General features: G+C 63.4%; 14 protein-coding genes. 2 read left to right on the plus strand and 12 right to left on the minus strand.

Annotated elements, in window-relative coordinates; all coding sequences use genetic code 11:
• Window positions 1-36: 36 nt before the first annotated feature.
• The 11 genes from AC07OP_RS28445 to AC07OP_RS28495 form a co-directional block, all read right to left on the minus strand.
• Window positions 37-1,479, minus strand: coding sequence for an efflux transporter outer membrane subunit (locus AC07OP_RS28445; protein WP_495102990.1), 1,443 nt, complete (start codon window positions 1,477-1,479; stop codon window positions 37-39).
• The gene (locus AC07OP_RS28450; protein WP_065941017.1) at window positions 1,476-2,366 is read right to left on the minus strand and encodes an efflux RND transporter periplasmic adaptor subunit; all 891 of its coding nucleotides are present in this window, start codon (window positions 2,364-2,366) and stop codon (window positions 1,476-1,478) included. Before AC07OP_RS28450 ends, AC07OP_RS28445 begins: the two co-directional genes overlap by 4 nt.
• Window positions 2,363-2,572, minus strand: a complete 210-nt coding sequence (locus AC07OP_RS28455) for a DUF1656 domain-containing protein (protein WP_012721577.1) — start codon at window positions 2,570-2,572, stop codon at window positions 2,363-2,365. Before AC07OP_RS28455 ends, AC07OP_RS28450 begins: the two co-directional genes overlap by 4 nt.
• Window positions 2,569-4,647 (minus strand): FUSC family protein, encoded by a 2,079-nt coding sequence (locus AC07OP_RS28460; protein ID WP_115487804.1) that lies wholly within the window; start codon window positions 4,645-4,647, stop codon window positions 2,569-2,571. The genes AC07OP_RS28455 and AC07OP_RS28460 overlap by 4 nt, the downstream gene beginning before the upstream one ends.
• Window positions 4,644-5,054 carry a MarR family winged helix-turn-helix transcriptional regulator gene (locus AC07OP_RS28465; protein WP_065941015.1) on the minus strand — a complete coding sequence of 137 codons (411 nt, stop codon included), beginning with the start codon at window positions 5,052-5,054 and terminating at the stop codon, window positions 4,644-4,646. Before AC07OP_RS28465 ends, AC07OP_RS28460 begins: the two co-directional genes overlap by 4 nt.
• 378 nt (window positions 5,055-5,432) lie before the next feature.
• Window positions 5,433-5,678 (minus strand): DUF2789 domain-containing protein, encoded by a 246-nt coding sequence (locus tag AC07OP_RS28470; protein ID WP_027608071.1) that lies wholly within the window; start codon window positions 5,676-5,678, stop codon window positions 5,433-5,435.
• 32 nt (window positions 5,679-5,710) lie between these two features.
• Window positions 5,711-5,869, minus strand: coding sequence for a hypothetical protein (locus AC07OP_RS28475; RefSeq protein WP_495103002.1), 159 nt, complete (start codon window positions 5,867-5,869; stop codon window positions 5,711-5,713).
• A gap of 50 nt (window positions 5,870-5,919) precedes the next feature.
• Window positions 5,920-7,434, minus strand: a complete 1,515-nt coding sequence (locus tag AC07OP_RS28480; RefSeq protein WP_495102989.1) for a TolC family protein — start codon at window positions 7,432-7,434, stop codon at window positions 5,920-5,922.
• 40 nt (window positions 7,435-7,474) lie between these two features.
• The gene (locus AC07OP_RS28485; RefSeq protein WP_495102988.1) at window positions 7,475-14,431 is read right to left on the minus strand and encodes an Ig-like domain-containing protein; all 6,957 of its coding nucleotides are present in this window, start codon (window positions 14,429-14,431) and stop codon (window positions 7,475-7,477) included.
• Window positions 14,432-14,478: 47 nt separating this feature from the next.
• On the minus strand, window positions 14,479-15,324 hold the full coding sequence (locus AC07OP_RS28490) for a sulfotransferase family protein (protein ID WP_083236473.1): 846 nt from the start codon (window positions 15,322-15,324) through the stop codon (window positions 14,479-14,481).
• Between the two features lie 149 nt (window positions 15,325-15,473).
• Complete coding sequence (locus AC07OP_RS28495) at window positions 15,474-17,027, minus strand: glycosyltransferase family 39 protein (protein ID WP_495109925.1); 1,554 nt, start codon at window positions 17,025-17,027, stop codon at window positions 15,474-15,476.
• A gap of 243 nt (window positions 17,028-17,270) precedes the next feature.
• Between AC07OP_RS28495 and AC07OP_RS28500 the strand changes: the two genes are divergently transcribed.
• The gene (locus AC07OP_RS28500; RefSeq protein WP_495102986.1) at window positions 17,271-17,861 is read left to right on the plus strand and encodes a phage tail protein; all 591 of its coding nucleotides are present in this window, start codon (window positions 17,271-17,273) and stop codon (window positions 17,859-17,861) included.
• A gap of 58 nt (window positions 17,862-17,919) precedes the next feature.
• Complete coding sequence (locus tag AC07OP_RS28505) at window positions 17,920-18,231, plus strand: DUF6916 family protein (RefSeq protein ID WP_495102985.1); 312 nt, start codon at window positions 17,920-17,922, stop codon at window positions 18,229-18,231.
• Here AC07OP_RS28505 and AC07OP_RS28510 read toward each other — a convergent pair.
• Window positions 18,224-18,718, minus strand: a complete 495-nt coding sequence (locus tag AC07OP_RS28510) for a GNAT family N-acetyltransferase (RefSeq protein WP_115487799.1) — start codon at window positions 18,716-18,718, stop codon at window positions 18,224-18,226. The genes AC07OP_RS28505 and AC07OP_RS28510 overlap by 8 nt on opposite strands.
• Window positions 18,719-18,725 lie beyond the last annotated feature (7 nt).

The following is an 18,725-nucleotide window of genomic DNA, read 5'->3' on the forward strand; positions in this document are numbered from 1 at the left end:
TCACGGCGACCCGCCTGTCCAAGCATAGCTATTCGCTCAGGGTTTGCCGGGCTGTGACGCTTGCGTTCGTCCGCTTTCCCAGCCGCCGCCCAGGGCCAGGAACAGATCGATCTGGCTCATGGCAACCTGGGTATTCGCCGCCGCCAGTTGCGCGCGCATCGCGGTGTAGGTGCGGGTGGCTTGCAGGTCGGCGAGGAACGATTCGCGGCCGGCCTGGAAGAAGCGGTGGGTCTGGTCCGCCGCCTCTTGGGCCGAGCGCTCGGCGTCCGCCAGCGCCTCGCGCCGTTGCAGCACGGCGGTGTATTGCGCCAGGCCGGTCTGGGTTTCGCGGATGGCGTTGAGGACCACCCCGTCGAAATGCGCCAGGGCGCCCTGAGTCGCGGCTTCGGCCTCGTGGATGCGCGCACGGGCGCCGTTGGTCGGCACCGTCCAACTGATCATCGGGCCGAAGCCCCAGCGGTTGGTCGCCGGCTGGCCGAGGTTGTCGAGCAGGCCCACGGTGCCCACCGTGGCGCCGATGGCGATGTCCGGGTACAAGGCGCCGGTGGCCACGCCGATACGCGCGGTGGCGGCGGCCAGTTGGCGCTCGGCCTGGCGCACGTCGGGGCGACGTTTCAGCAGCGCCGCACCATCGCCCACCGGCAACAGCTGGGCGATGTGCGGCAGCTCGGCGCAGGTGCCGGTGCCCGCCGGCAGTTGGTCCACGGGCTTGGCCAGCAGCATCGACAGGCGGAACAGCCCGGCCTGGCGCGCCGCTTCGTAGCGCGGCATGTCCGCGCGCAAGGATTTGTACTGGGTTTGCGAGCGGGTGACCTGGGTTTCATCGCCACGGCCCGCGTCACGCAGGCGTTGGGTCAGTTTGGTGCTCTGGGCTTGCAGGTCGAGGGACTCGTTGGCAATCGCCAGTTCTTCGTTGGCCGCGCAGACCTGGGTGTAGGAGCGCACCACATCGGCCACCAGGGTGATGCGTGCGGTATCAGCGGCAGCCTGGGCCGCATCGGCGCTGGCCTGGGCGCTTTCGATGCCACGTTGCAAGGTGCCGAACAGGTCGAATTGATACGAGGTGGTAATGCCGACGCTGCCGATGTTATCCACCGGCACTTTGTCCGCCTGCAAAAACGCTTCGCCGGATTCCTGCAGGCGCTGCACCTCGGCCTTGGCGCCGGCACTCCAGCCGCCGGCGGATTCAGCCTGTTGGGTCTGATAACGGGCGCGCTGCAGGTTGGCCGCAGCCACCCGCAGGTCGGTGTTGGAGGCCATGGCCTGGCGTACCAGCTCGTCCAGGCGCGGGTCTTTGTACAGCTTCCACCAGTCGGCCGGCACCGGCGCCGACACCACGTCGTTGCCCTTGCCCGCCAGTTGCCCTTGCAGGTCAGCGCGGTTGACGGCAGACGTTTGCGGCAGCTTGTAATCCGGCCCCACCACTTGGCAGGCCGACAGCAACAACCCCAGCGCAGCGGTTGCCCACAACTGCTTCATGGCTTGGCTCCCTCATTGGGTTTGTCGCCAATGATCGATACGGTGGCCGTACGCCCGGCGATCATGCGGAAATCCGCCGGGACATCGTCAAAGGCAATACGCACCGGAATCCGCTGGGCCAGGCGCACCCAGCTGAACGCCGGGTTGACGTTGGGCAGCAGGTTCGAGCCGCTGCTGCGGTCGCGGTCTTCGATACCCGCGACGATGCTCTGCACATGGCCGTGCAGGCGAGCGTTGTCGCCGATCACACGGATGTCCACGCCCATGCCGACGTGGATGCCGTCGAGCTTGGTCTCTTCGAAGTAGCCGTCGATATGGAAGGAGTTACTGTCCACCACCGACAGCACCGGGCGCCCGGCGGTGACGAACTCCTGGGTACGCGGTGCGCGGTCGTTGACGTAGCCGTCCACCGGGCTGCGGATTACCGAGCGGTCGAGGTTGAGTTGGGCCGAGTCCACCGTCACTTGCGCTTCGGCCAGGGCCGATTGGGCGCGGGCAACGCGGGACTGGCTTTCTTCCAGTTGCTCGCTGGGCACCAGGTTGCCGAGGCCACGGTTACGCTTGTACTCGCGGCTTGCCTGGGCCAGGGTTTCCTGGCGGTCGGCCACGGCGGCCTGGGCTTGGCGCAGGGCCAGCTTGAAGCGGTCCTGGTCGACGGCAAACAGTACCTGGCCCTTGGTCACCAGCTGGTTGTCGTGCACATCGACGCGCTGGATCAGCCCGGACACGTCCGGCGCGATCTGCACGATGTCGGCACGGATGTGACCGTCACGGGTCCAGGGCGCAAACATGTAGTACATGACCATGCGCCACACAACAACGACCGCGAAGCTCACGATCAACAACGTCAGGACTACACGGCCGATGGTCAAAAAAGGTTTTTTCATGTCATCAGGTATCGACTGAGTGAGTCCACCGCGCCCAGCAACAACGCGTAGAGCCCCACATTGAACAATGCCCGGTGCCAGACCAGGCGATAGAAGTGGACGCGGGTCAACAGCCCGTGCACCACCAGGAATAACACGTACGTAATGCCCATCAGCACCAGCAGCGTGGGCAGGAACACCCCGCTGATATCCAGATCACCGATCATAAAGGCGCTCCATCGGGTAGCGGCGCTTCCATCTCCGTGCCGCCAATGAATTCCACACCCGGCAGCAGTGCCAGGCGCAGGCCGGCCAGCGCGTGCAGCAGGTGCAGGCGGGTATCGTCTTCGTCTTGCAGGCCCTGGCCGTTGAGGGCGCGGCGTGTGCGGTCGAGGGTCATCAGCAGACCGCTGGGCGCGGGCAAGCGTTCACCCGCCTTGAGGCAGGCCTTGAAGTAACCGCCCACGCCTTCCACCACCTGGTTGAGCAGCACCCGCGGCACGCCGAGGATGCGCGGCGAATAGGCCAGCAGGTCGAGCAGGTTGAGCGCTACGCGCAGGTCGCGCAGGGCGATGCCGGTGTCCTGGCCGATCATCGCCAGGCGTGGCAGGTGCTGCATCAGGCGGTCAAGCATCTGTGCGGCGAGGTGCCGGTGTTCGTTCAGGGTGGCGGGCTCGGTCAGGCCGACGATGTCGCGCCAGCTGAAACGGGTCAGGCGCTTGGCCGCCAGTTCGGCGCCGAAGGGCCGGGCGATCAACGTCCACACAAAGGCGAACAGCAGGCCCACCGGCCCGGCCAGGTTGACGTTGGCGAAGTTGAGGAAGTCCGCGTCGTAGGCACCCTGGATGCTGATGAACGACGAGGTGTTCACCAGCGTCAGCAGCATGCCCAGGTAAAAACGCGGCTGCACGGTCAGCGTGCCGATGCAGATGAACGGCACCGCGAACGCCAGTACCAGCATCGGGAAATCGTGCAGGTTGGGCAGTACCAGGAACAGGTAGAGGCTGGCGAACAGCACCGACATGGCGGTCCAGAAAAAGAACCGATAGATCTGCGGTGCCGGGTCGTCCATCGAGGCGAAAAAACTGCAGGCCACGGCTGCCAGGATCACCGCGCTGCCGCCATCGGTCCAGCCCAGCAGGATCCACAGCACTGACGCGACGATGATCGCGGTGACGGTGGAAAACGCCGAATAAAGCATCAGGCCATGGTCGAGGAACGGCGTGAGCCGGCCCAGGCGCCAGTGACGGTACACGGCACGCCAGGTGTCCTGGCTTTCGCACTGGATGGCGGCTTGCAGGCTGCGGCAGTCCTGCCACAGGTCGATCCACTCGCCCAGGCGGTAGAGGGCGTTGGAGAACAACAGCGTGTGGCGCTCGTCCAGGGCTTCGCCTTGGGGTTGCAGGGCGTCGACCTGGTCACGCAGGGCGCGCCAGCGTTCCAGCGGTGCGCTTTCGGTGGTGTTTTCCAGCCACTGCCGGGTAGCTTCCAGCAGCGGCGTCAGTTGCTCGAGAAACTGCGGCGCACGCTGTTCGACGGCATACAGCGCATCGTCGAGTTCCTCCACCAACGGCAACAGGTGGATCATGCGCCCGCGCAATTCCTTGGTATTGCGCACCGTCTGCGGCCGCGCGCCTTCGTGGGGCAACTGGCCGATCATCAATTCAAGGGTATTGAAGGTGGCGACCATGCCGCCGCGCAGGGCGCTGACTTCTTCCGGTTGCACATTGCGAGAAAGAAAACGCTGGCTGTAGACCTGGGCGTCGCCAAACCACTTGGCCACCGCGCCATCGAACACCGGCATCAGCCGCCGCGGCCAGAACATCGCGCCCACCACCGCCGCGACCGCAATGCCGAGGAAGATTTCCTCGGTCCGCGCCTCGGCCACATCCCACACCGCCAGCGGGTTATCCACCACTGGCAGGGCGATCAGCGGCAAGGTGTAGCCGGCCAGCATCAAGGCATAGTTGTTGGCGGTGCGCAGGTGCATGGAAAGGAACAGCAAGGTGCCCGTCCACAATGCGATCACCACCACCAGGATGTACGGCGACTGCACGAACATCGGCACAAAAAACACCGCCGCCGCCGCCCCCATCAAGGTGCCGATGGCGCGGTACAACGCCTTGGAACTGGTAGGCCCGACAAACGGGCTGGAGACGATATACACCGTGGCCATCGCCCAGTACGGACGCGGCATTTGCATCAGCATGGCGATATACAACGCGATCATCGACGCGGCGAAGGTACGAACCCCATAGAACCAGTCACGGGCGGGCGGAAAGCCGGTAAAAAATCCGTTCAAAGCGTCGCCGCCTCAAAGGCCCGCAGTACGCGCAGCGCGGCTTCCATGTCGGCGGTCGGAAGGTCCGCCAGCACTTCGCGGCGCAGGCGCACCAGTTGCACCTCCACCGCCTGCACCAACTCGCGACCACGCTCGGTGAGGCTCAGGGCCTTGGCGCGGCGGTCGTGGATGTCTTCGGTACGGCACACATAGCCGTCATGGCACAGCCGGTCGAGCAGACGCACCAGGGACGGGCTTTCCATCCCCGACGCTTGGGCCACTTTGACCTGATGCACCCCGTCGCCCAGGCGGCCGATCATCAACAGCGGCACGGCGCAGGCTTCGGAGATGCCATAGCTGACCAGCGTGCTCTGGCAGATTTTGCGCCAGTTACGGGCGCCCACCACCATGCTGCTGCTGAGGTTCATCTGGAGTTGTTCGAGGGATTGAGGCACTGGATAGTTCGCATACAGTTAGTTTGCTAACTATCAATATGGCCGAGGGATCGCATTGCGTCAAGTTTTGAAACAATTTAGCGGATGGGTGGAGCGATTCAGCGGCCACACCGCATGACGAATGTGGGAGGGGGCTTGCTCCCGATAGCGGAGGGCAGTGAACAGATTCATTAGCTGATCCACCGCCATCGGGGGCAAGCCCCCTCCCACATTTGGATCGGTGTCGGCTTAAGGTTGCTGTGCGGCCTGGCCATCGCGCGACCTCAGAAAAAATCACTCAGGCGATCAAAACCCAGATTTTTTACTGCTCACCATTTTTTTTTACAAAAACACAATTTTCAAAAGATTTTTTTACACCCCTCGCCCACCCCGCAACATCAGATTCAACTCATCCACCACCTCCGCCCAATCCGCATCGTCCAAGATTTCCTCGCGCAAAAATGCTTTCTGGCTGTCTGTCCAGAAAAACGCCTCAGCCAACTTCAAATCCGGCTTGAGTGGCGAGTGGGCGGTCACAAACTGATCAATACCGACCGGGTCATCCGGCAGCCCAAGCTGTTTGAACAGTGACGGCAAGCTGTGCACAGGCGATTCCATGGCGGGCTCCTGAGAAGATGAATGCCCAGAGTCTAGTTCAGGCGCCAACCAGGCCAACAACCGCTCGACGCCCTGCTGTGCCGACAGCACCACACTTCCCGATAATCGGCACCCAGGCGCTCGGCGAAGACCTCGCGCAATCGCACCAGGGGCTCAATCAGCGCCAGGATCACGATCTGCTCGATGGCCATTGCGCGCCTCGCGTTGACGGCGAGTGATGCTCGCCGTCGGCGCCACCAGGTTATTGGGCTACGGCACGCGGCACCGGTGCGGTGATGTTGCCGGCGGCCCAGGCCGATTCACGGCTGGCCAGGGCGGTGGCGATGCTTTGCACGCGGTCGGAGTCCAGTTGCTCCGGCAGCGGGTCGAGCCCGGCGCTGGCGAAGATCTGGCCGTAGGCGTTGCGCAGGTCCGCATAGGCCAGGTCGCGGCGCAGGTCCGCTTGCAGGGTGTTGAGCTCGCCCTGGATCAGGTCGAGTTCGCCCAGGCCCGCCGCCTGATGGCGATTGCGCAGCTGGGTGAGGATCTGCCCGTCGATATTGGCCAGTTGTTCGTTGGTCTTGAACTGACGCACGGCATCCTGGAAGTTGGCGTTGGCCACGTAGATCTGCGCCAGCACCGCGATGGACATCGCCTGGCGGCGGGCGGTGGCGACCTCTTCCCCGGCCTTGGCGACGTCGATGGCGGCCGGGGCCGAGATCACGTTGAACAGGTTCCAGGTGACCTTGGCGCCGTAGTCGGCCCAGCGGTTGTCCACCAGGAACGAGTTGCTGTCGTAGTGCCCGCCGGCGCTGAATTCCAGGCCCGGAAGCAGGCGCAGCATGGCTTTGCGGGTTTCGGCGGCGCTGATGCGGGTCTGGTAGTCCTGCTCGCGCAGTTCAGGCCGGTTGGCCAGGGCTTCCTGTTCCAGGCTGGCGAGGTTGACCTTCAATTGCGGCACGCTGTAGTCGTCCGGCGTGGCCAGCTTGAGGTCGGTGCCCATCGGCAGGTTGATCAGGGTCGCCAGTTCGGTCTTGGCCAGGGACAAGGCCCGGCGCTGCTCCTGCAACTGGCGCGTGGCTTCGATCAGCGAGCGCTGGTAGCCAAGGGCCTGGACCGGGTCGCCGATGCGTTGTTCGCTCATGCTCTGGCTGTCGGTCTGGGCCTGGTCGACCCGCGCCATCAGGCTGTCGATCTGGCCGAGCAAGCGTTCGGCCGCCACGGCGCGCCAGTAGGCCGAGCGCACGTCCTGAACGATGGTGTTGATCACCTTGCGGCGGCGTTCCTGGATGATCAGGCGCTGATCGCCTTGCTGCTTGGCGCTGATGTAGCTGACGCCAAAGTCGAGCACGTTCCACACCATGGTCAGGTCCGCCACGCGGCGGTCGCGATCCTGGGAGGTGGACGGTTCCAGGGACTGGGTGCCGGTGCGCACGCTCTGGCTGCTGGAGGCGTTGGTGTTGTTGCGACCGGCGTAACCGGCCGACAGCGCCATGCGCGGCAGCATGTCAAAGCTGGAGAGGTCGGATTGACGCTTGGCCAGCGCCTCTTCCATCACCTTCAAACGACCTTCGAGGTTGTACTTCACCGCACGGGCCATGGCCTCGTGCAGGGTCAGCGGGCCGCTCAGCGGTTCCTGATCCTTGTACATACCCTGCAGGTCACTACGAGCGCGCTGCTCGCTGACGCTGCGCTCAATCGGCTTGCTGGTGACCGCACAACCGCTGATCGCCAGCACCAGCAGGCTGGCGCCGAACAACTTGTGACGTGTATTCATCCTTGTACTGCCCCTGTTCCTGCGCCGAAATTAAGTATATTCAAGCCTGCATTTCGCTGATGCCGACTTGTTGCAGTGCCTGTGCCAGGTCGATCACCTGGCGATGCTCCCTCTCGTTGATCTGTTGCAATTGTTGCCCAAGGGTCGGTGCGCCAAAGACGCCACGCAGGCCCTGGGCCGCATCGCCGCCGCCCTTGATGGACTTGCTGTCGAACGCCTTGAAGCCACTATCGTTGCCACCGGTGTCGCGATTGAACAGGCCCGACAACGTGCTTGAGCCAAACACCCCGCCGTCTCCACCACCGAAGCCGAGGAAGCCATTGCCACTGCCGTCACCACTGCCATCGGTGCTGAACACCTGGGCGATAAAGCTGGGAGACGAGGCACCGTTGCTGATGAAAATGCGGCCGATCGGCGGCAGGCCTGCGCCCATTTCACGTTGCTCAAACAGCGGCGGGAAGCCGATGGATGAACCCAGGTCGCCAGTCGGGCGGCCGAAGATAATGGGCTGCAACGGCGCGTTCGGCGCGCCCTGAGGCGCAACCGGGTCGGTGACGCGAAACAGCGGGTCCCCGGTCAGTGCAAGGGTGTTGACCCCAAAGTTATTGGAGTTGGCAAAACCGCTGCCGGCGTTGCCTGCCAGGTCTGCCACCAGGCTGGTGTCGAGGGTGATGAAATTACTCGGGTCGTTGATATTCGCCGTCGGCGTCAGGGTCGCGGTCCAGGTCTTGCCGCCATCGCTGGTGGCCAGGTTGGACAAGGTGCCGTTGGCGACGCTGAGGTCATCCAGGTCGAAGCCGGTGACTTTCTCGCTGAAGGTGAAGGTTACGGTCGTGGTCTGACCGACGACCAGGTTCGGGTTGGCGACCGAAATAGTCGCCGTCGGCAGGTCGCCGTCGATTGCGTAGTTATTGGAGATGGCAATGCCCGAGCCGGCATTGCCTGCGCCATCGCTGACCAGGCTGCCGTCGAGTACCACCAGGTTGGTGGCGTCGGTGATGCCGGCGGTGGGGGTGAGGGTCGCGGTCCAGTGGATATTGTCGCTGGTGGTCAGGTTGGACAACACACCGTTGGCCACGCTCAGGTCCGACAGGTCAAAGCCGCTGACCGCCTCGGTGAAGGTGATGCTCACGGTGGTGGTCTGGCCGATCCCCAACAGGCCGTTGGCCACCGTAATAGTCGCGCCTGGACGCTGGGTGTCGATGCTGTAGTTACTGGAGGTTGTGGTGCCGCTGCCAGCGTTGCCGGAGGCGTTGACGACACCGCTGTTGTCCAGGGTGATGACGTTAGTGGTGTCGGTGATATTGCTGGTCGGCGTGAGTGTCGCGGTCCAGGTGATGCCACCGTCGCTGGAGGTAACGTTCGTCAGTGTGCCGTTGCTGAGGCTCAGGTCGGCATTGCTGAAACCGCTCACGGCTTCGCTGAAGGTGATGGTCACCGTCGAGGTTTCGCCAGCCTTGAGAGCCGTATCCGCCACTACGATAGTTGCGGTTGGCCGCACCGTGTCTATGGTGAAGTTGGCCGAGTGGGTCACACCGGTGCCGGTATTGCCTGCCAGGTCGGCGTAGCCGGTGTTGTTCAGGGTGATCAGGTTGGTGGTGTCGTGAACATTGCTGTCCGGGGTAAAGGTCCCGGTCCAGGTGATACCGCCGTCGCTGCTGACCAGGGTGCCCAAGGTGCCGTTGGGCACGCTCAAGTCGCTGCTGTCGAGGCCGGCCACCGCTTCGCTGAAGGTGATGGTCACCGTCGTGGTTTGCCCGACGAGCAGGCTCGCGCTGCCGAGCACAATGCTGGCCGTCGGCGCCACGGTATCGACGCTGTACGCATTGGAGACGCTATTCCCCGCACCGGCATTACCGGCACTGTCGCTTACCAGGCTGTTGTCCAGGCTGATGACGTCGCCGGCATGGGTGGTCGCGGCGTTCGGCGTCAGGGTTGCGGTCCAGGTGATGTTGTCCAGGGTGCTCAGGTTGCCCAGGGTGCCGTTGGGCGCGGTCAGGTCACCCAGGGTGAGGCCGGTCACGGCTTCACTGAAGGTGATGGTCACCACCGATGAACCCGCTGCATTCAGGGCGTCGTTACTGACCACGATGGTCGCCGTCGGCCGCTGGGTGTCGATGCTGAAGTTGTTGGAATCGGTACTGCCGATGCCGGTGTTGCCCGAGGCATTCGCCACGCCGGTATTGTCCAACACGATCAGGTTGCTGATGTCGGTGATGTTGCTGGTCGGCGTTAAGGTCGCCGTCCAGGTGATGCCGCCGTCGCCGCTGGCAAGGTTCGTCAACGTGCCGTTGCTGATCGTCAGGTCGGCGGTGCTGAAGCCGCTCACCGCTTCGCTGAAGGTGATGGTCACCGTCGAGGTTTCACCAAGCGCGAGGGCGCTGTCCGCCACCACGATCGTCGCGGTCGGCCGTACCGTATCGATAGTGAAATTACCCGAGGTGGTGGAGCCGGTGCCGGCGTTGCCCGACAGGTCCGTATAGCCTGCGTTGTTCAGGCTGATGATATTGGTGGTGTCCTTGATGCCACTGGTCGGCGTGAACGTTGCGGTCCAGGTGATGCCGCCATCGCTGCTGCTCACCGCGCTCAACGTGCCATTGGGCACGGTCAGGTCGCTGTTGTCGAAACCGTTCACCGCCTCGCTGAAGGTGATGGTCACCAGCGAGGTTTCACCCGCCGCGAGCACCGGATCGGCTATCACAATGGTCGCGGTCGGCCGTTGGCTGTCGATGGCATAGTTGTTGGAGTCAGTGGTGCCGGAGCCGCTGTTGCCAGCAATGTCGACCACGCCGGTGTTGTCCAGGGTGATCAGGTTGCTGGCCTGGTTGATGCCCGCCACCGCCGTCAGGGTTGCGGTATAGGTGATGTTGTCGCTGGTGCTCAGGTTGCTGAGGGTACCGTTGCTGACGGTCAGGTCGGACAGGTTAAAGCCGGTCACCGCTTCGTTGAAGGTAATGGTCACCGTTGACGTGCCACCGACGCCCAGGTGCTCGTTGGCCACCACCACGGTGGCGGTCGGGCGTTGGGTGTCGATAGCGAAGTTGTTGGAGTCGGTGGTGCCGCTACCCACATTGCCCGACACCATCGCCTGTACGCCGCTGTTGTCCAGGGTGATCAGGTTGGTGGCGTCGGTGAGATTGTTGCTCGGGGTGAAGGTGGCGGTCCAGGTGATGCCACCGTCGCCCGTGTGCACCGCGCTCAGGGTGCCGTTGGTAATGGTCAGGTCGGCATTGCTGAAACCGGTGACCGCCTCGCTGAACGTGATGGTCACCAGCGACGTGCCACCGATATTCAACGCGGGGCTGGCTACCACGATGCTGGCGGTGGGTAACACGGTGTCGATGGTGAAGTTGGCCGAGGTGGTACTGCCGGCACCCGCGTTGCCGGCAAGGTCAGCGATACCGGCATTGGCCAGGGTGATGGCATTGGTTGCGCTGCTGGTGTTCGTGCCTGGCGTGAAGGTCGCGGTCCAGGTGATGCCGTCAGCGCTGCTCAAGCCGCTCAGGCTACCGTGGCTGGTACTCAGGTCGCTCAGGCTGAAACCGCTTACCGCTTCGCTGAACGTGATGGTCACCAGCGAGGTTTCACCGGCCGTCAGTGTCGGATCGGCGACGACGATGGTCGCCGTCGGACGCTGGGTGTCGATGCTGTAGTTATTCGAGCTTGTGGTGCCGGTGCCGGCATTGCCAACAGTGTCACTGTAGGCAGTGTTATCCAGAGTGATCAGGTTGGCGGTGTCGGAGACGCTCGCGCTCGGGGTGAAGGTGGCGGTCCAGGTGATGCCGCCGTCGCTGGTACTCACCGCCGTCAGCGTGCCGTTGGCAACGGTCAGGTCGGCGTTGCTGAATCCGACCACGGCTTCGGAGAAGGTAATAGTAACCAGCGAGGTGTCGCCGATTTTCAGCGAGTCGTTGGCGACCACCACGCTGGCGGTCGGGCGCACGCCATCGATGGCGATGTTGTTGGAGGTGCTGCTGCCGCTGCCGGCGTTGCCCGCCCCATCCTGGACACCGGTATTGTCCAGGGTGATGTGGTTGCTCGCGCTGACGACAGCCGCGGTCGGGGTGAAGGTCGCGGTCCAGGTAATGTTGTCGCTGGTACTCAGGTTGCTCAGGACGCCGTTGCTCACCGTCAGGTCGGCCAGGGTGAAACCGCTCACGGCTTCGCTGAAGGTGATGGTCACCGGGGAGGTCTGGCCGATCCCCAGGTTGGTGTTGCCGAATACGATGGTCGCGGTAGGGCGCTCGGTATCGACGGCATAGGTGTTGGAGTTGGTGCTGCCGCTGCCGGCGTTGCCCGCACCGTCGGTAATCAACGTGTTGTTCAGGGTGACCAGATCACCACTGTGGGTAACCCCACTGTTGGGGGTGAGGACGGCCGTCCAGTGGGTGCCATCGACCTGGACCAGGTTGCTCAGTACACCATTGGATGCGCTCAGGTCGCTCAGGTCCAGATCGTTGACCGTTTCGCTGAAGGTGATGGTCACCTGGGACGAACCGCCAATGTTGAGCGCGGTGTTGGACACCACAATGCCCGCGGTCGGCCGCACGGTATCGATCACGTAGGCGTTGGACGTGCTGGTGCCGGTGCCCGCGTTGCTTGCGGTATCGGTATACAGCGTGTTGTCCAGGGAGATGCTGTTGCCGCTGCTGTTGTTGCCGGCCGCCGGGGTCAGGGTGGCGGTCCAGTGGATGTTGTCGCTGGTGGCCAGGTTGCTCAGGGTGCCGTTGGTTGCCGTCATGTCCGACAGACTGAAACCACTCACTGCCTCGTTGAACGTGATGTGCACTTGGGACGAGCCACCGACTTTCAACGTGGGACTGTCGACCACGATGGTCGCGCTCGGGCGCTCGGTGTCGACGGTGTAGCTGTTGGACGTGGTGGTGCCGATGCCTGCCAAACCCAGCGACTGGCTGGTGACACCGGTGTTGTCCAAGGTGATCTGGCCGGCACTGCTGGCGACGTTCGCGTTCGGGGTGAAGGTCGCGGTCCAGGTCTTGTTATCGCTGGTGGTCAGGTTAGTGAGAACCCCGTTGGCAGCTGTCAGGTCAGCCAGGGTGAAACCGTTGACGGCTTCGCTGAAGGTAATGGTCACCTGCGACGTGCTGCCGATATGCTGGGCTGGGGTTGCAACCACGATGGTTGCGGTCGGGTTCGGCACATAGGCATTGTTCGACGTACCGCCGATATCGTTGAACAGGCCATTGACCGCCGTCGGTTTGTTGCCGGCCGTGCCGGCACTGGCCAGGCCGCCATTGCCGCTGGCGCCGGAGTTGGCGCTACCGCCAAGGCTGGCGAAGTTGGCCGCCGTGATCAGCACCGAACCCTTGTTCCAGATTGCGCCGACGCCCAGGCCACCGTCTCCGCCATTGGTGGTGCTGCCGCTGTTCAGGGAGCCACCACCGCCGCCACCGCCGCCGGCACCGATGTTACCGGTAATCGCCGAGGTGCCGATGATGGTCAATTTGGCGCCAGCGGCGTTGTAGATACCGCCCGCAGCACCACCCCCCTTGCCGCCGAGGGCGTTCCAGCCGGCACCGCCGCCACCGCCGCCGATCGATATTCCGCCGACGGACGCAGCGCCGCCGGCGCTGCCGTTGGAGTAGCCATAGGGGTTGGTCGAGCCGGCCCCGGCGCTGCCCGAGCCGCCCTTGCCGCCCATCACCGTCAGGTTATACCCGCCTCCCGTACCGCCCTGGTTGGCCGAGCCAGCGGCGCCAGCGTAGTTGCCAGTACCACTGCCGGTGCTGCCGCCATGCCCGCCGATGCCGTTGCCCAATGCCCCGCCACCACCCCCGGCGCCGCCGACCGCGCCACCGGTGACACCGCCACCGCCACCGCCACCGGAAGCCGCGTTTGCCGTGACGCTGACGTTTCTCAGCGTCAGGTCGCCGAAGTTGCTGAGCCCCGCGCCCAGCGAGTTGCCCGCACTGGTACCGCTGCCGCCATTGCCACCGTTACCGGCAATCAGGCCACGGGTAATCACAAGGCCGTCGAAGGTCACGGTGGTACCGCTGTTGACCTGGATCACGCTGGTCTTGTACTGCCCGTCCAGGGTTACCTCGGCAACGCCGTCATTGTTCAGGTCGCCGTCGAGGGTGATGTTCTTGGTGACCACCAACTGGCTGTTCAACAGTACGGTCATGCCGGTGTTGAAGGTCACGATGTCGCCGTTCTGCGAGGACGCCAGCGCCGCGCGCAGGGAGCCGACCCCCGAATCATTGCCGTTGGTCGCGGTCCAGGTCGCCAGGCCCCACTGGTAATCGTTCATCACCTGTTGCGACAGCAGGGGCGTGCTTTCGATGGCGCCGGTTGCGATTTCCAACGTCCAGTCGCCGCCCAGGCCGGTGCGGTTGGTGGAGGCAGCAATGTCACGCCCGGTGTACTGCGCCAGGGAATCGACGAAGCTCACGCCGCGCTCGCCTTCGGCAGTGTTGCAGGCGTAGATCAGGATATCGCCGCCCACGTTCATGTCTTTGCCGATCTGACCCAGCACATCGGCGCGCGCCGCGACGTTGTCCGCCGACAGGTAGGTGCTGCCCAGCCACAAATCACCGGTATTGCCGTGAGCAATGATCTCCACGGTGCTCACGCCCTGGTGGCTGCCCAGGTAATCGGCGATCTGTTGCAGGCCGTCCTTGCTGCCGTCCAGCACCACAACCTGAGTGCCGGGAGCGACGCCCTTGAGCAGGCTGTCGAAGTCCTTGACCCGCGAGTCGACAAACACCACGGCCTGGCCGGGCACGGCAACAGGTGCGGTCGCCGGGGCGGCATCCGCCTGGCCATGGGTGTCCTTGGCAGCAGTGGGCTGGTCTGCGGTGGGTGGCTTGGCCGCGTCCACGGTCGAGTGGTTATCGGCCGCCGTCGCCACAGTCGCCGCCACGGCGCCGTCGAACAACATGCGCGGTTCCAGGGACATGATCATGGGCGAACCCAGGGACCGGGCTACGGCTGTTGCCCGCGCTACTCCACGCGACTTCTGTTTATTCCACCACATGAGACTCACCCGGGATCGAACGTCTGAAACTCAGGAAAAAACCGCGGTCAATGACTCGCAGGGTTGTTTTTGATACGAATCACATTGGCGGCGCTGGAGGCGCCATCCAGCCAGAACGACAGCTTGGAATACTGTTCGAACAAGTCCGGCGGCAAAATCGTGGTGCGTGTCTCGAAGGCCACCTTGCGCTTGACCTTATGCAGCCCGGCCACGCCCAGGGCCTCATCGAAGGCCGGGGCGTCATAGGCGAGGTTGTCGAAGTCGTGCTCGAACCAGGGCTCGCCGATGAACTCGTAGACCAGGCGCAGCACACGCTCAGGCGCCTGGCTCAGCAGGTCGTAGTCGATAATCAGCAAAGAGTCGGCCTGTTCGCCGTAATAGGCTTCCTTGAGCGCCGCCCAGGCAAACCCCACCAGGCGATTACGCTGGGCCAGGGTTTCGACCCGGCTGTAGACGGTGTTGCGCTCACCGTCATCATTGAACAGCTTGGTGTTCTCGAAGGGATTGGCGCGGTACAGACGCTCGATGCTGTCCATGACCCAGGCGACATTGCGCACACAAGCGATGACCTTGGCCTGGGGAAACAAGTCGCGAATAGCCGGGAGACGAGCGGACCATTGCCGATTGGTGTCGAACACCACGGACTTGTCGACCTGGTCGGCGTAATAGGCGTCGAACAAACCGCCCAGCAGGCGGCGACGTACATCCGTGTTGATGACCGCGCCAAACTCACTGCCGGCGCTGCACTGGCCAAGTACACCGGCAAACAGCGCACCGACAGGGCTGGTCATGCCCGCATGAAAACGCGGATTCTGTAAAAGAATGGCGGACAACAGGGTCGAACCGGAACGCGGCAACCCGGAAATGAAGTGAAAACGGCTCAATCCTTTCACCCTTACTGGCAGTCCTTTGTAGGACAAAGCGTAGCGTAAGAAATCATTTCAGACCAATATTACTTTGCCATCAACTGGTTTAATTCGGCATGAATGCCCTTTGTTTTCGGGGCTATGCGATATATCCGACGAATGACACCTATTGCGCCTCAGGGCCCCACACAGGTCAGATGACAAACCTCATATAAAACTGCCTGTGTATCACCCCCTGCATGCTGGTCAATGGCTCGCCAGTTCTTCGGAATCAAGGGGAACTCGTCAGGGGCTACCCGGCTCATCACTAGCCATACCCGGCTGTTGCCAATGGGAAGATCGTTCAAGTCGTCCAGATAAACCCCGGCGTCGGGCTCGATCAAGGTACCGAAGCCGTAGGCATTGGGCCGGGTTGACGCACCACTGGCCGCCGGCGGGGTGTAGAGACGGGGTGCGGTTGCGCTTTTATCGTAATAACCCCAGGTGAGGTACCAGAACATATCCCCCAGGACTACCTGGTCACCGGCCACGGTGTGCTGGTTCATATAGTCGACCATGTTGCTGAATTGATCATCGGGGTCGACCGTGTAGTTGTTCTTCAGCCCCACGACCGAAGCGCCCAGTACCACGGCCAGCAGCACCGCCGCCAAGGTTCTGTGGCGCAGGGCCAGGCGGTCGATGGCCAACGCCAGGACAATCGGCAAGCCCAGGGCCGGCGCCGTCAAATAGCGGTCGATAAACACCGGCGAAATAAACGATATCGCAAACACCAGCAGCACCGGCAAGGTGCAATAGATCACTACCAGCGTGGCGAAGCGGTAGCGGCTGCGGTCGTTCCACAGCACATAACCGAGTACCGCCGTAACCACAGTCGGCAACGTGAGTAACAGCCACGCCGGCATGGTTTCTCCATCATCCAGCGCCAACAGCTGCCAGACCATCGACGGCAGTGAACGCCAGGTGACCGGCAACTCCCACCCCACATCGTTGCCGGCCTTCAGCTCGTCCATGTGCAGTACCAGGTCGATCAGCCCGGGCAGCCAGGGCGCAAACAGCAGCACAATCGCGACGTTGGCCAGCCACCAGTCGTGACGGCCGATAAAACGCTGGCGTGCACCAGGCACGGGCCCGAGCAGCGCCACATACAGCCAGTGGGCAAGCACACACAAGGCGGCGAAATAATGGGTGTAGAACGCCGCCGTCATCAGCAACGCGTAGAGCACCAGGTAACGCGAACGCTGCGGCGCCTTCACCCAATACACCAGCGCGAGGGTCGCCCCCAACAGCCAGACACCCAGCAACGAGTACATGCGGATTTCCTGGCTGTAGCGCACCGCCGTGGGCAGCAGGGCCAGCAGCAGGCAGGCCAGCAACGTGGCCCGGCGCGTGGCGATCAGGTGCACCAGCCAGGTGCCGAGAAACACCGCGACCACCCCCGGCAATGCGCTGAGCAGGCGGATCGACAGGATGGAATCGCCAAACACCGCGATCCAGCCGTGCAGCAGCATGAAATACAGCGGCGGGTGCACATCGTGGGCCGCATGGAACCAGATGCCGGGCAACGCGTAATGGGCCAGCAAAAGGCTGGAGCCTTCATCGCCCCAGATCGCCGCCGCCGTCAACTCATAGCAGCGCACCCCCAGGGCCAGCGCCAGGAGCGGCAGTAACCAGGGTTCGCGAAGCAATTGGAAAAGAGAGCGTGCAGGTGGAACAGGCTGACAAGTGCTCATTGTTTCATCACGACTCGGAACGCCCATTACCACCCTCTGGAATCGACAGCAGCACCCGGCTGGGTGCTCGAACGCGCTGATTGTAGGCCGAAAGCAGGCCCAGCGGCCGGTGTAATCCCACCCCTACACCACAGCGAGGCCAAAAAGCGGACGAAGTGCGAACCCGCGTCTAGGCTGTGGGGCGGTGCGCCAGGTTTGCATCGCGCGGCGTATCTCATCCGACACTTGGCAGGAGAGGTTTTCATGGAAGTTTTTCTCGGTACGGTTCAGATGTTCGCTTTCAACTACGCCCCCCAGGGATGGGCCTATTGCAACGGCCAGTTGGTATCGATCGCGCAAAACAGCGCACTGTTTGCCTTGTTGGGCACGGTCTATGGCGGTGACGGCCAGAACACTTTTGCCCTACCCAACCTGCAAGGCCGTGCACCGATCCACATGGGCAATGGCGGCGGCCTGACACCACGGGTCATCGGTGAAGTCGGCGGCAACGAAAAGTCGAGCATCCTGAGCGGCAACCTTCCGACCCAACTGATCCCCACCACCGGCCTGACGGTCACCACCACCATCAACCTGGCCAACGAACCCAGTGCCGCCACCACCACACCAACCAGCACCAATGCCTACATCGGCGCCTCCAGCACGGGGGGCCCAGGCTCGGCGGCGATCTACTCCGACAAACCCGGCAGCGCACCCGTCGCCCTCAAAGGCGCCAGCAGCACCTTGGGCGGCAACTTGACGGTTCCAGGCGGCAACCAGCCGTTGCCAACAATGGCACCGTACCTCGCGCTGAATTTCAGCATCGCCCTGACAGGGATTTTCCCGCCCCGCCCGTAAGCCGCTCCAACACCGGGGCAAACACCCCGGTGCCCGCCGCAACTATCGGAGACGCCCCATGCTGCAACAGGTCTGCAACGAACACTTCCAGCCCCTGATCAACCAGTCCTGCCCGCTGCAACTGCCCGATGGCCGAGTGCTGCACGTGCACATCGAGGCCGTCGACCTGCGCCCGCAATCGCGCCTGCCGGACAACTCCCGCACGCCCTTCAACGTTACGCTGCGCAGCCTTGCACCCACGGATTTCGTCGATGGGCTGTGCGCCCTTGCGTTACCGCAACTGGGCACCGTTGAAGCCATTTTTGTCTCACGGGAGCCGGCCCTGGGCCGTGACCCGAACCTTGGCTATTTCAACATTGTGTTCAACTGAGCCCCGGGTACCACACCAGCCGCTCGGCCCCCGGCACGGTTTCCTCGACGCGAAACCCCAGCGCCAGGTAATGCTGGCGCGCACCGGGGTTGCTGGCCCACACAACCGTCGCCACCGGACAGCGCACTTGGGCGGCGGCTTTTTGCACGCCTTGCAGCACTGCGCGGCCAAAACCCTGGCCGCGCGCAGCGGGGACAAATGCCAGGTAGAGCACGCGCACTTCATTCGCACCGAAGTCCGCCGTCAACACGCCGATCGGGGTGTCGAGTTTCTCCACCACGTAGTGCATCGCTCCCGGAAAATGCTCGGCGATCCCCTGTTCCTGAACCTGATACTGCTGGGCGACAATCTGCTCGATCACTTCGGGATCGGCATCGACCCACTGCAACTCCGGCCGTGCGCTGCGGTACAGGTTGTGCAAAAACGGCGCATCGGTGGGCCGTGAAGGGCGCATGGATAAACCTGCGCACGACGAACTGTCCAGCATTGATCAT

The sequence above is a fragment of the Pseudomonas sp. GW821-FHT09D08 genome (genome assembly GCF_059416305.1).